Below are 12,980 nucleotides of genomic sequence, written 5' to 3'. Positions count from 1 at the left end.
CACCACCACCGGATTGCGCGTCCGGGTTCTCTGGTCCTACTTCCTCTTGATTGCGACTGCACCGTCTTCATCTCCCTACCTCCCTTCGCCGTCACCGTCCTGAACCACCATCAGCCATCCCACGCGCGCCTCCGCCCGGGCGCCTCATGGTTCATCGGTGGGCTGGACGATAATCGTCTGGATCTCCGCCACCGGGATCGTGGTGGTTGTGGATGTGGTGTGGGTGTCCATGGTTCCGGTAGCACCATCAGAAGCCGTGAACTCGATCGCGTAGGACACCTTCACATCCACCGGGGTGACGCTGTCCTTGAAGTGCGCACTGGACCGGTTGAACACGATCAGGCAGTCCGTACCCTTGGCGTCGTTCTCCTCACTCCAGGGGATGCCGAAGCCGGTGCACTTGGCGGTGCCGTCCTTGGGCTGGAGGGTCAGCATGGAGGCCGTGGCGGTGATCGTGGCGGTCGTCGACCCCGCGGTGGCGGTCACGGTCACTTCCTTCGGGGTGTCGCCCGTGGCCCACACCCAGGTATCCATACCCACAATCGTGGCCCCCACATCCCCAACCATCGGGTTATACGAGATCGTCGCCGTAGGGATCGTCACCGCATCCCACGCCGCCCGCGCCAACGTCGCCCCATCCACCTCCGGCTCCGGGGGCGAGCCACCAGCGGGAACCCATACAGCCATGTTCCTCTCAACCCAACTCTTTGACAGCGTGCTGAAGTCCGCAAGATCATCCCCCCTGTAATACTCGGGAGAGCACCAGGGAATGTACCAATACCCCTCCGAGTCGGACGCATGAGACTCGTAATCCGGGAAACGAGAACGATATTCTTCCAGCGTATGACCACTAAAACGGGTGACATTATAGATAGTATCATTCGACTCCAACGAGCTAGCAGTCTCCTCACCCGTCTTATACGGAATATACCAGCACACCGGATGCACACTCGCGGTCACCGCCTGCGACCACGTCGAAGCGCCACCGCCAGAACCGGCCGACCCATCCGCCGCAGCGGACACCGAGGTCGCCGTGACACTTATCGTCACCGAACCATCCCCACCAGACGACACCGAACCAGACGACGAACCGACTTCGGTATCCGACTCCCTAAAGGCCAGGGCGGTAGGAGAACCGACGAGAGACACGACTGCGGAAAACATGGCCACAACAAGAACAACAGCCAGCTGTTTACACGTATTCATAATTCAGACCACACACTTACCTTCAGATAATGTAGACTCGTCCGAATCCTTCCATACTCCGTCTTCATATTCCATGGTAACCAAAATCTCATAACGACCCTGGAGGGTTTCCGGATTGCTAATATCATTGCCATCGGCATCGTAAGCTACGAGATCTGACTGATCGGAACACGTAAGCACCTGGGCCTGTGTGGGACTCATGGCGAACACCTCCATTACAGAAATCCGCACTGTCCCCTCTGTCCGACCATCACCAAGCGAGTCGTAGCTCTCCTTCAGGATCTGATAAGACTCTGCGGTCATGAGCGGTTCAGCATTTTCCACACCTGACCTGGTGAACCAGATGTTCCAAGTCACCTCATCATAGTTGACGAACGCTTTGATAACCTCGGTCTGCTGCTCATCCAGGTCCTCAGGGATCGACGTGATCACATGCCGCTCGGTGGACAGCGACTCCGCCGTCACCACACCCGCAGCCTCCGCCGAAGCAGCAGCCGACGCAGACGCCTCAGCAGCGGCCGCCGACTCCGACGCCTCCGCCGACGCCGCAGCCTCCGGATCATAGGTAGGGATATTCAAGGGGTTGTCATCCGACTCAGACGAACACGCCACCAGAGGCGCACAGGCCAGCAACAGTGCCAGCAGAGCAGCCACCGGGCGGTGCCGACCGTGGCGCGATATGCGGGTTGAAGGTTGCATGTTTGACGGTTCTCCTTATGGTCCGGCGTAGTGCCAGGAATCAGTCGTCGGTGCTGGAGGCCGTGTCCTCGGCCTCGGGCGTGGGTGAAGGAACAGTGACGTGGGTGGGGGTTGCGGAAGCCAACTCCGGGATCTGGGCCAGGGCCGGCTCAAGGATCGCGTGGAACTTCTCCACCTGCTCATCCAGACCCTCCTCAGGACCCCAGTAAGTCAGGCGAGCCAGCAGCACCTGGGTGTCGTTATACCGCCAAGCCACATAGATGTCGACGCTGTCGGTCCATGCCCAGCCCTCGCCCTCCACACCCTCGAAAGTCACCTCCCGGGCGGTGTCGGGGTACTCAACGGGAATATCATCAAACTCCACCAGCCCGTAGCCGGTATTAAGGTTTGTCCTGATGCCGTAGTCGATGTTAAGCAACCCGAAGGGGCTACTGTCGGAGTCTATGTCGCAGCTGTAGCGGTAACCGGACTCGCCGGTTTCCACATTCGACGTGGGGCCAGTGATGTAGTCGTACCAGTAGGTGTTGAAACCGAGGGTCTCCTGGAGCTCCTGGTTGGGGAAGACGCCACAGATAGTCACATCCGCCAGCGGAGTGCTCGGAGCACGGGTGGGATCATCCGAACCACCAATGAGCCCGCATCCTGCCGAAGTCATGATCAAACATAACGCTACGACAACAGCCCAATCACGGCTGCCTGGAATCCACAATTCGACACACCTCCGACTGACATGACCCGGCTGCCTAATCTCTCTTGATCGCGATAACACCGTCTTTACCTCCCTCACCGTCATTGCCTTGGACCAGACGCTGCCCTCTACTGACACCAGTGTTGATGCCACGATTCGCGTCCACGATTGCGCCTTCGGGGTCGTGTTCGGTGTGGATGGCTTTGGCCCAGCTATGGACCTGAGCATCCTGTTCGCTACTTGGTGGGTTGTCGAGGTTGAAGGTGGTGGTGCCGTCGGGGTTGGTGGTGTACCAGATATAGGGCTGGCCGGAGTCGTCTTGGAGGTATTCGGGGTTGAATGCCTCCGGTTCGGTTATAAGCCCTCGATTGACGGCCTCGGCGTACGCTTGGGCCTCTAACGAGGTGGGAGAACCGGTTTCCGGTACGTCAACGTCGGGCAGATCGTCCGGGGCGAGTTGGTCGACCATGATAGGTTTGGTTACGGTCGTCCCCACGCTCCAGGCAAGCTTCGCCCCAGGGCCGGCAATTCCGGCACCCAAGACAGTGGTCGTCACGCCCAACATGGTGCCCATCGCGTCAGTGGCGGCCTTCTTCTCGGCCGTCGAGGCCTCCTTGAGGTCGGTTAGACGCTCGCTACCGATCGCGTCCAAATACCCATACACACTCCCGACCTCATCGTACTTGTCCCCAAGCTGACCCGAGTCGGTGATGTTGGGATATTCTTCCATCGCGGCGCTGGTGAATGCAGAAGCGATAGTAGCGGCTGCGTTCTCGTTGTCGATGAGCCGATAGATCAGCGTACTGTACAGGTTCCTGTCGTCATGGTCGGTTTTGCTGTCATCGCCCTGGTATAGGCCCAAGCCATGGGGGTAGCCACCGTATGCGACGTCAACGCCTTCCTCGGCGGTGTTGGCCACCACCACCGACAGGTTCTCCTTCATGGCCTCCGTGTAGCTCGCGAAGGGGACCTGGTCGACGGCGAACTCCATGGACCTGGCAACAGTCCAGGTAGCCGCGGCGGCGGTGTCCGCATTGTCGCTGCCGCGCATGGCGGAGTTGCCCGCCATGGCGGCGGTGAAACCGTCCAGCCCGACCTCGCTGTCCCACTCGCGGCCCGTCAACAGCTCCCACCGCTTCTTGGACTGCTCCCCCGGCACCCACTGCCCGTTACTCATCTGACCGTCGGGGTTGAGATACTTGAAAGCCGCCTCGGGATTGTTACCCATGGCCATCGTCACCCCATACAGGGGGTCCATCGAGTAATCACGCAGCGCCTTGCCCTCGTCGTAGCGCACCCCGTAATCGTCGTCATACCAGCCTTGTAGCGAGTCCGGGGTGCTGCTGGCCGCTGCCCCATCAAAGGGCAGGTCCTCCAACTGGTCGGCCAGATCCACCAGCGTGTTGGTGTCGTAGACGGCATCATCGGCAGCCAGCAGCGCGTTCAGCGCCGACATCCGCCCCCGATGCCCCTTGACCGTCACCGACTCATACATCGCATCCGACCAGGAGTCGTAGCCCTCAGGCGTAGATTCGGAGTTGGTGGCTGAGGCCAGCACCCGCCCCAGCACGTCCACCGCCTGATCCAGACCATCCCTGTCAACATGAAGAACACCTTCCTTGTCGACGCTGTTGTAGTGCCACTGCAGGTTAAGCACGAAGTCCAGGTAGTAGTCCACTCCACCGAAGGTGGTCACCACCGCATCCCCGTAGGCGGGCACATCTTGATATCGGGCCATGTCATCAAGGACCTGCTCCACGGTGCGGCCGTCCTCGGACACGCCATCGAGGCTGCCACTAGCCTGCTGCAGGGCCTCGGCGTCCTTCGCGCCATTGGTTACCGCCTCACCGTTATAGATCATGACATTGGCCGGGGTGTCCTCCACACCGTCGGGCAGGTAGTAGGAGATGAGATCACCGTCCATCGGTGTAATCCCGTTGGAGTTCATCTCCACCGCCTGATTCAGCCGCACCTGCAGCTCGTCCGCCGTTAGTGACAAGTCACCGATGCGCACGTGCGGGAGTGCCCACCACTCGACTTTGTCGCGGATATCGGCGGGATCGTCCCTCTCCGTATTTGCCCTGCTTATGGAGTCCAGCTCCGAAATATTCGAGGAGGTGAAGCTCTTCAAGGAATCAATGAATGCCTGTAGGTCTTCCTCATGTAAATATACGTAAGCCATATGTCACTCCTGTACGATCTGACCAACAATCCCGTCGAGTAGCCGGCCGCGAAAGGCGTACGACCAACGCATGCCGCGGCTCATCTGTACGCCGGTGCATCAATGAGCAGGCAACAACCAGTGGGTGGTACGGTTACGTGTCCAGCGCACCCTCCAGGTTGTACCAATCATTATAGATCGCAGTCACCATCTCGCTAATCAGGTCCTCGTAGTCATCGGCCTTCGGCGACTTCCACGCGTCCGACAGATCCTGGGACAAGGTCTCAGCCTTGTTGCTGCCATCCTCCAGACCGAGTTCCGCACGGGAGTCCTGCACCAGCGCACGAAGCTCCTCAATGGCCTCCTGCTTCTCCTCATCCGCCACAACAAAACACCTTCCTTACGTATAACAAGGACTCTCTCGTCACTTTCGTCCCTTTATAACTGCTTGGTGGGTATAACGCTGAACCGACCTCATCAGCCAGGGGCGAGGACCACATCTCTGACATTCCACCGCTGAACGCGCTCAAACCTCCAACATCGCCGTAGGAAGTCTGACGAACCGTCCTCGTCGTCGGCGTCGAAGCCGCCGTCAGCGGCTGTGCCTGCGTAGAAGTTGTGTGACATGGCTGGCTCAGGGCCCCTTCCCCCGGACCAGGGCCCGGGCACGCCAACAGGAACACACCCGCTCCCAGCCACGCAACGACTTGGTGGGACGGGTTAGACACCAGGACGTTATCACAGCTTGACCGGCCCGAGAAGTGCGAGCACCCGACTCCGCCCGCCTGCCCGGGGCTCGGCCCCGTTCACTCGGCCCCGTTCACTCGGGCCAGGCGGCCTCGGCCTGGGCCAGCGCCTCCTTGGAGTCCAGTTCGCCGGTGGTCCACTGGGTCAGGGCGCTCCACAGCGCGTCCGTACCCACGCCCGACGGCATCGAGTCCGAGGCATCGAAGCGGATCACGGACTGGCGCGACTGCAGCAGCAGGGTGGCGCGCCTGGCGACGTCGGAGCGCATCTGTGACGCATCCACACTCCGGTTAGCGGTGGCCACACCGCCGAGGTCGACGCGCCGCTGCGCCCACTCGGCGCTGGAAAGGTACGTCATGACCGCCTCAACGGCCTCGGGATCGGCCCCGTCCTCGGCGGCTTCTCCGGTGGCGGGTGCGCCCGCGGACAGCTGCACCAGGAAGTCGCCGCCGACGATCACCGGGGTGCCGATGTCGTCATCGACCACCCCCGGGACGAGGAACGCGGAGACGACCCCACCCGTCGTCGCGGACGTCTGGGAGGCCGTGGCCTGTGCCGCGGCGCTTTCCTCCGGCGCGGCGGACCCGCTCGCCCCCGCACCGGCAGCGGTGGTGGTTCCAGATCCCGGAGCACCACCGATGGCAACGACTTCCGCCCCCTCGGGCAGCAGGTTCTCGTACCCGGAGGAGGCGTGCAGCATGTAGCAGGACCCGTCCAGAAGCTGCGCGCCGGCCTCCTCCAGGCTCGTCTGCACGGCCTGCTGGCCGCCGCCGGGGACGTTCCCATCGGCGAGGAGCAGGGTGCCCACCGTGTCCAGCGCGCCCACCGCGGAGGCGTCATCCAGCGCGACGGCATGGTTCGCCCAGGCGTCATAGGCGCCGACGCCGTCGGTGGCCAGCAGCGCCTCCTCCAACCAGTCGCTTACGACCCAGCCGGTCGAGTCGCCGTCGGAGGCGCCCAGGCACCAGGGGGTGACGACGGCGTCGGCCCCGTCGCCCTCCTTTTCAGCGTCGCCGGCTTCCGCGTCCTCGGCACTCCCGTCACCGTCGTCGCCACCGGATGCGTCATCGGCGTCGGTGGCATTGTCGGCGGCGATCCGCTCGGTGAGTGCGACCAGTTCATCCCAGGTGCCGGGCACCTCGTAGCCCGCCTGCGCGAACGCGACCGGCGAGTACCAGATGAAGGACTTCACCGACGCCATCAGCGGCGCGGCGTACAAGACTCCGTCCACCGAGCCGACGTCCATCCAGGCGCGGTCCCAGCCGAGCTCAACGTTGGCGCCCACCGAGTCCGGTACGGCCACCAGCACTCCGGCGCGCGCCAGGTCGCCCACCAGGCCTGGCTGGGGGACGACGGCGAGGTCCGGAAGCTCCGCAGCCACCTGCTTCTCTCCGGTTGCGTCCGCGTCGTCCGTGGCCTCCGGCGTAGTCGTAGCCGCGCCGACCGCCTGCCGCAGCAGGGACTCCAGATCATCCGAACCGTTCTGGACGACGTCGATGCCGGTGCACTCCTCGAACTGTTCGACGGAGGCGTCGAAGCGCTCCGCCTCCGTGCCGGTGAAGGCGGTGGCGATGGTGACCGTGGCGCCGTCGGGGAACTCCCCGTAATCGGCCAGTGCGGCGCAGGGGCCGGTCCCGGTGGCGGTGGGGTCGACGTCGTCGCCCGTAGAGCAGGCGGTCAGGCCGCCGGTGAACAGCAGCAGTGCCGCCGCTGCCGGGGCGACGTGGGCGGCGGCATGCCGCAGGGTGTTCCGCGACCGTTTCATGAGCTCCTCCGGGTTCGTTCCACAACGGCGTCCAGCACGGCCGCACAACCATCGTGCCATACCGTATCGGTAACGATATCCCCTTGCTCCTTAACCCACTGCGGCGCCGAGCCCATGACGGCCCCGACGCCCGCCCAGCGCAGCATCTCGACGTCATTGGTGCCGTCACCCACGGCGATGGCGTGGTCGGAGTCGGTGCCGATCCTGGTCACCAGTGCCTGAAGGGCGGAGGCCTTGGTGATGCCCTGCGGGGCGACGTCGAGCCAGGCGGTCCAGCCGACCGCGTACTCCACCGAATGCAGTGCGGCCCGCCCGACGACGGCGCTGAACTCGTCCACCGGCATGCCCGGCGCCCGCAGTACCACCCGGGTGACCTCACCGCGACGCAGCTCCTCCAGGGGCACGACCGTCTGTTTCTCGATCAGCTCCCCGTCGGGGAAGGGCCGGGACACGCGGAAGCCGGCGCCCAGGTCCTCCACCGCGATGATCCCATCCGGGACCGCCTCCAGCAGGGTGTCGATGGCGGTGGCCGGGTTGAAGGTGCGCGAGTCGACGACCTCGTAGCCGCCCGGGGCGACCGGGGTCATCCGCAGCGTGATGGCGCCGTTGGCGCACACCATCCACCCGTCGGTCAGGCCCAGGCGACGGGCGACCGGCAGGGCGGCGGAGATGCCGCGCCCGGTGGCGATGACCACCTGCACGCCGTGGTGGCGCATGCGGGCGATCGACGCCATGACGCGCTCGGAGACGCCGCCGTCCAGGTCCAGGATGGTGCCGTCCACATCCAGGGCCACCATCAGCCGCCCACCGGGGGCCAGGTTCGCCGTCCCGTCGACGCCGATCGCGTCCAGGCGGTCCAGGTCGGCCATGCGCGCGCGCACCAGCGCGTGGTAGTCATCATGGGACAGCGGGCGATCGTATCCGGGCCCGTAGACGCCGACCGTCTGGGAGTTCCAGGCGGCCGAGCCGATCAGCGGGGTGTCGTCGTCGTTCCGGGTTGACATGTCAGAGCGCCGACGAGGCGGGGGTGGTCTCGCTGCGCATGACGTCAGGCGGCCGGCTCGATGACCTCGAGGCCACCCAGGTAGGGGCGCAGCCCCTCGGGGACGACGACGGTCCCATCCGCACGCTGCTGGTTCTCCAGGATGGCGACCATCCAGCGGGTGGTGGCCAGGGTGCCGTTGAGCGTGGCCACGGGTGCGGTCTTGCCGTCGCGGCGCTCGCGGATGGACAGCCGACGCGCCTGGAAGGTGGTGCAGTTGGACGTGGAGGTGACCTCCATCCAACGGTTCTGGGTGGGCAGCCAGGCCTCGCAGTCGAACTTGCGGGCGGCGGAGGAGCCCAGGTCGCCGGCGGCGGTGTCGATCACCCGGTAGGGCAGGCCCACCAGCGCGAGCATCTCCTCCTCCATGGCCAGCAGCCGCTGGTGCTCCTCGGCGGCGTCCTCGGGGCGGCAGTAGGAGAACATCTCCGCCTTGTTGAACTGGTGCACGCGGATGATGCCGCGGGTGTCCTTGCCGGCGGCGCCGGCCTCACGCCGGTAGCAGGTGGACCAGCCCATGTACCGCTTGGGCCCGGCGGACAGGTCCAGGATCTCGTCGGTGTGATAGCCGGCCAGCGCCACCTCGGAGGTGCCGGTCAGGTACAGGTCGTCGGCGGGCAGGTAGTAGATCTCGTCGCTGTGGGCGCCGAGGAAGCCGGTACCGCCCATCACCTGTGGGGTGACCAGGGTGGGGGTGGTCATGGGGATGAAGCCGTGCTCCACGGCCTTGTCCAGGGCGGCGGTCAGCAGCGCCAGCTCCAGGCGCATGCCCCAGCCCTTGAGATAGTAGAAGCGGGCGCCGGAGACCTTCGCGCCGCGGCGCGTGTCGATGATGTCCAGGCCCTCGCCGAGCGCCAGGTGGTCGGCCGGCTCGAAGCCCTCGGCGGCGAAGTCGCGCGGGGCGGGGCCCTCGTGGCGCAGCACCACGTAGTCCTCCTCGCCGCCGGCGGGAGCGCCCTCGATGAGGTTCTGGAACTGGGAGGCGAGCTCGTCCAGTTCGGCGGCTGCGGCGTTGGCGGACGCCTCGGCCTGCCGGACCCGCTCGGCCAGTTCCTTGGCGCCGCGCAGGGCGACCTCGCGCTCCTCGGGGGTGGAGGCCTTGCCGACCGACCGGGAGACCGTCTTCTGCTCGGCCCGCAGGGACTCGAAGCCGGCCAGGCTGGTGCGGCGGGCCTCATCGGCCTCGATGATGCGGTCGACCAGGGAGACGTCGGCTCCGCGGGCACGCTGGCTGGCACGGAAGGGCTCGGGGTTCTCACGAAGCGCACGCAGATCGATCATGGGTGCGAGTGTAGCCAGACGTGGGCCTGCCGCCAGTCAGCGCCGTATGGGCGCCCCAGGCGCGAGCTCCGACTGCAAACGGCATGAGATCCATCCGCGCGTGATCTAGAGTCAATACCAATAAACCACCCCCCACTACTATCCCCGGCCCGCCCGGCCGGATCTCCGCCTACATTCGGGACCCATCATGTCCAGCACTTCTCCCCCCTCCTTCTCCCAGTTGCGGGCCTTCGTCGCGCTATGCGACCACCAGCACTTCGGTGAAGCGGCATCGGCGCTGGGCGTGAGCCAGCCCAGCCTGTCGCAGGCGATCACCGCCCTGGAGAAACGCGTCGACGGCGAACTCGTCGAGCGCACCACGCGCCGAGTGCTGGTCACCCCGCTCGGTCAGGCGCTGCTGCCATATGCGCGCGAGGCCGTACTCGCCGCCGAGGCATTCAACGAAGCCGTCACCAACCAGGGGGCTGCGCTGGCCGGCACTCTGCGCCTGGGCGTCATCCCCACCATCGCCCCCTACCTGGTGCCACTGGTGCTGGATGGCCTCGGCCGCGAGCTGCCGCTGCTTCGCCCCGAACTGCGGGAGATGGTCACCGGCGACCTGCTCGACATGCTCGGACAGGGACGCCTCGATGCCGCGATCATGACCATCGACGTCGACCTGCGCCGCGCCACCGCGATCCCCATGTACGACGAACCGCTGGCCATCCTGGTGCCCGCCGGCCATCCCTGGGCGGGGCGCAACGACGTCGTCCCCACCGAGCTCGACGAACAGCGGCTCCTCCTGCTCGACGAGGACAACTGCCTGCGCGATCAGACCTTGGCCCTGTGTCAGCGCTACGGCGCCAACCCGCCGGCCGCCGTGGCCACCACCCTGTCCACGGTGGTGCGGATGGTGGCACACGGCGTCGGCGTGACGGTGATCCCCGAGGGGGCGCTGCGACTGCTATCCGGCGAGGAGTACGCCGTTGCTCACTTCGCCGCCCCGGTGCCGACCCGCCGCATCGGCCTGGTGCACCGCCGCTCCTCCTCGCGCGGCGCCGATTTCGCCCGCCTCGCCGGGGTCATCACCGGCCTTGCCCGCCAGGCCGGGCTGCCCGGCGCCGACGGCGTGCCCGCCTGACGCCCCATCAATTCGCGGTCTCGGCACAAGTGATGCGCCGAGACCGGTCGATACGGCGGCAACGAGCCTCATCCGTGCCGGAATACGAGTGCGGCCCGTGCTGCGAACCGTGGCCGCCCCGCCCGAACCGGGGCGGCGGAGTCGCCGGGCCGGTAGCCTTGCCTTATGACCGCCGGCACCGTCCCGGCGCCGGTTGCCGCCGTCGTCATCAATCCCGCCAAGCCCGCCGCCACGTCGGAAGTGCGGCGGGTGCTCGGCGGGGCACTGCATGCGGCCGGCTACCGCACCGTCTGGTTGGAGACCTCCGCCCGGGAGACCGGCGCTATTCAGGCTCGTCTCGCGGTCGCCTCCGGGGCCCGGCTAGTGGTCGCTGCGGGTGGGGACGGCACGGTGCGCACCGTGGCGGCGGGCCTGGCCGGGACCGGCGTCGACATGGGGATCATGCCGCTGGGAACCGCCAACCTGGCCGCTCGAAACCTCGGCCTACCGCTGCGGCGCTACACGGAACTGGCACGCATCGCGGCAAGCGGTCGCGCGGCACCGACCGACCTGTTGTGGGTACGCACCGAGGCCGGTGGCCATGCCGCCGGCATCGCTGAGCCGCCGCAGGGTTGGGCGCGGCCGACCTTGGGCGGCGAGCACGCGTGCCTGGTGGTGGCCGGCATTGGTTTCGACGCCGGCCTGGTGGCCTCCACACGCCCCGCCCTGAAGGAGCGCCTGAGCTGGGGTGCATACGGATTGGCGGCACTGGAGAACCTGGGGCAGCGCCGTTTGAATCTGGTGCTGAGGATTGCGAGCGGCCCCGCGAGCGCCGCCGCACCGGAGGCACATGCGGCGGCACCGGCGTCGCCGCAGGTTCCGCGCACCGAACGGATGCTGGCACGCACCCTGCTGATCGCCAACGGTGGGCGGCTGCCCGCGGGGGTCACGCTGCTGCCGGACGCCCGCCTGGATGACGGCCTGCTCGACGTCGCCGCCATCGACACGCTGTACGGTCTGTGGGGCTGGGCGTCGTTGGCGCGGCAGGTGCTGCCGCCGCGGCCGGCGTCCTACTCCACCGGTGGTGCCGCCCAAGTGCTGCTGCGGCGTGGGCGTGAGGTGACGGTGTGGCTGGAGCAGCCCGTCGCCGTCGAGGTCGACGGCGACCTGGTGGCCCCCACGCGCGGCATCCGCGTACGCGTGCAGCCCGGGGCCTTACGGGTGCGGTGCCCCGCATAGCCCAGGGTGCGGCGCCCCGCATGGTCCAGGGTGCGGCGCGCCCTCAGAGGGTGCGGCCGTCGAGCACGTCGGCGACCCAGGAGCGGGCCACCACGAAGTCCTTGTCGCTCGTGCCGGCGGGGACCACCACGGGCAGCGAGTCCAGGCGCGGGTAGGAACCGAGGAAGCGCAGGAACGGGCAGGTGCGGTGCAGACCGATGAAGGCCGCCTGCACGCGCTCCTCCCGGATGTGTCCCTCAACGTCGATGGAGAAGCGGTAGCGGCCCAGGGAGTCGCCGACGGGCCGGGACTCAATGCGCGTGAGGTTCACACCGCGGACACTGAACTGTTCGAGCATGTCCAACAGGGCGCCGGCACGGTTGTGTGGCAGCTGCACCAGCAGGGTGGTCTTGTCGGCGCCGGTGGGTTCGCCGACGCGCCCGGGACGACACACCTTGACGAAGCGGGTGACCGCGTCGGGGTTGTCGGCCACGCCCCCGGCGATGATGCTCAGGTGGTACTGCTCCGCGGCGAGGGGGTTGCACAGCACTGCCTGGTAGTCCAGGGCGGCGGCCGCGGCGTCGTCGGCCTCCGCCAGGGCGCGAGCGGGCGCGGAGGTCGAACTGCCCTCGATGTAGACGGCCTCGGGTAGGTGCTGGTGGACCCAGCCGCGGCACTGTGCCCAGGCGTGCGGATGGGTGGAGATGGCGCGCACGTCCTCCAGGCGGGTGCCCCGGCGACCGGCCAGCACGAAGGTGATGGGCACGGCCATTTCGGCGGCGATCACCAGGGGCGCGCCGGCCACGAGGTTGTCGAGCGTGGCATTCACGCCGCCTTCGACCGAGTTCTCGATGGGGACGACGGCGGCGACGGCGCTGCGGTCGCGCACGCGGTCAAGCGCGGTGGGGACGTCCTGGCAGGGGTCGAGGACGACGTCGCGGGGGGCCACCTGCCGCAGGGCGGACTCGCAGAAGGTGCCTCCGGGGCCGAGGAAGGACCAGGTGGGGGCTGGGGTCGTCATGGGGCCAGGCTATCCCGCGATTCGCCGCCGACGCGCGCGAATGCCCCACGTAG

The 12,980-nt window shown here is 66.7% G+C and carries 11 protein-coding genes; 2 read left to right on the top strand and 9 right to left on the bottom strand.

Annotated features, from left to right (window positions below; all coding sequences use genetic code 11):
* Positions 1-144 precede the first annotated feature (144 nt).
* From ACGLYG10_RS15590 to serS, 8 genes are all read right to left on the bottom strand, one after another.
* Positions 145-687, bottom strand: coding sequence for a hypothetical protein (locus ACGLYG10_RS15590; RefSeq protein ID WP_244542613.1), 543 nt, complete (start codon positions 685-687; stop codon positions 145-147).
* Positions 688-1,209: 522 nt separating this feature from the next.
* Positions 1,210-1,905: a hypothetical protein gene (locus ACGLYG10_RS16215; protein ID WP_170866482.1), complete on the bottom strand. Its 696-nt coding sequence runs from the start codon at positions 1,903-1,905 to the stop codon at positions 1,210-1,212.
* A gap of 40 nt (positions 1,906-1,945) precedes the next feature.
* On the bottom strand, positions 1,946-2,560 hold the full coding sequence (locus tag ACGLYG10_RS07195) for a hypothetical protein (RefSeq protein WP_139240896.1): 615 nt from the start codon (positions 2,558-2,560) through the stop codon (positions 1,946-1,948).
* 88 nt (positions 2,561-2,648) lie between these two features.
* On the bottom strand, positions 2,649-4,775 hold the full coding sequence (locus ACGLYG10_RS07190) for a DUF6571 family protein (RefSeq protein ID WP_073329782.1): 2,127 nt from the start codon (positions 4,773-4,775) through the stop codon (positions 2,649-2,651).
* A 133-nt stretch (positions 4,776-4,908) separates the two neighbouring features.
* Positions 4,909-5,139: a hypothetical protein gene (locus ACGLYG10_RS07185; protein WP_073329779.1), complete on the bottom strand. Its 231-nt coding sequence runs from the start codon at positions 5,137-5,139 to the stop codon at positions 4,909-4,911.
* A 435-nt stretch (positions 5,140-5,574) separates the two neighbouring features.
* Complete coding sequence (locus ACGLYG10_RS07180; protein WP_073329776.1) at positions 5,575-7,266, bottom strand: ABC transporter substrate-binding protein; 1,692 nt, start codon at positions 7,264-7,266, stop codon at positions 5,575-5,577.
* Positions 7,263-8,270: an HAD family hydrolase gene (locus ACGLYG10_RS07175; RefSeq protein ID WP_083565718.1), complete on the bottom strand. Its 1,008-nt coding sequence runs from the start codon at positions 8,268-8,270 to the stop codon at positions 7,263-7,265. The genes ACGLYG10_RS07180 and ACGLYG10_RS07175 overlap by 4 nt, the downstream gene beginning before the upstream one ends.
* Before the next feature lie 44 nt (positions 8,271-8,314).
* Positions 8,315-9,589 (bottom strand): serine--tRNA ligase, encoded by a 1,275-nt coding sequence (serS, locus tag ACGLYG10_RS07170; protein WP_073329773.1) that lies wholly within the window; start codon positions 9,587-9,589, stop codon positions 8,315-8,317.
* Between the two features lie 187 nt (positions 9,590-9,776).
* Here serS and ACGLYG10_RS07165 point away from each other — a divergent pair, with 187 nt between their 5' ends.
* On the top strand, positions 9,777-10,709 hold the full coding sequence (locus tag ACGLYG10_RS07165; RefSeq protein WP_073329770.1) for a hydrogen peroxide-inducible genes activator: 933 nt from the start codon (positions 9,777-9,779) through the stop codon (positions 10,707-10,709).
* Positions 10,710-10,874: 165 nt separating this feature from the next.
* Positions 10,875-11,927 (top strand): diacylglycerol/lipid kinase family protein, encoded by a 1,053-nt coding sequence (locus ACGLYG10_RS07160; protein WP_073329767.1) that lies wholly within the window; start codon positions 10,875-10,877, stop codon positions 11,925-11,927.
* Positions 11,928-11,970: 43 nt separating this feature from the next.
* Here ACGLYG10_RS07160 and pheA read toward each other — a convergent pair whose 3' ends face one another.
* Entirely contained in the window at positions 11,971-12,927 is a 957-nt protein-coding gene (gene pheA / locus ACGLYG10_RS07155) for a prephenate dehydratase (RefSeq protein WP_073329765.1), read from the bottom strand.
* Positions 12,928-12,980: the final 53 nt, after the last annotated feature.

The organism is Actinomyces glycerinitolerans (assembly GCF_900098745.1).
GTDB lineage: Bacteria > Actinomycetota > Actinomycetes > Actinomycetales > Actinomycetaceae > Actinomyces > Actinomyces glycerinitolerans.
Note: the sequence above shows the minus strand (reverse complement) of the source record. Positions and strands in the feature narration are given on the sequence as shown.

What these genes read in the sequence shown, in the direction of transcription:
- ACGLYG10_RS07180 (WP_073329776.1), bottom strand. Translation starts at nt 7,266, where the DNA reads ATGAAACGGTCGCGGAACACCCTGCGGCATGCCGCCGCCCACGTCGCC.
- ACGLYG10_RS07175 (WP_083565718.1), bottom strand. Translation starts at nt 8,270, where the DNA reads ATGTCAACCCGGAACGACGACGACACCCCGCTGATCGGCTCGGCCGCC.
- ACGLYG10_RS07190 (WP_073329782.1), bottom strand. Translation starts at nt 4,775, where the DNA reads ATGGCTTACGTATATTTACATGAGGAAGACCTACAGGCATTCATTGAT.
- pheA (WP_073329765.1), bottom strand. Translation starts at nt 12,927, where the DNA reads ATGACGACCCCAGCCCCCACCTGGTCCTTCCTCGGCCCCGGAGGCACC.
- ACGLYG10_RS07165 (WP_073329770.1), top strand. Translation starts at nt 9,777, where the DNA reads ATGTCCAGCACTTCTCCCCCCTCCTTCTCCCAGTTGCGGGCCTTCGTC.
- ACGLYG10_RS16215 (WP_170866482.1), bottom strand. Translation starts at nt 1,905, where the DNA reads ATGCAACCTTCAACCCGCATATCGCGCCACGGTCGGCACCGCCCGGTG.
- ACGLYG10_RS07195 (WP_139240896.1), bottom strand. Translation starts at nt 2,560, where the DNA reads ATGACTTCGGCAGGATGCGGGCTCATTGGTGGTTCGGATGATCCCACC.
- ACGLYG10_RS15590 (WP_244542613.1), bottom strand. Translation starts at nt 687, where the DNA reads ATGGCTGTATGGGTTCCCGCTGGTGGCTCGCCCCCGGAGCCGGAGGTG.
- serS (WP_073329773.1), bottom strand. Translation starts at nt 9,589, where the DNA reads ATGATCGATCTGCGTGCGCTTCGTGAGAACCCCGAGCCCTTCCGTGCC.
- ACGLYG10_RS07160 (WP_073329767.1), top strand. Translation starts at nt 10,875, where the DNA reads ATGACCGCCGGCACCGTCCCGGCGCCGGTTGCCGCCGTCGTCATCAAT.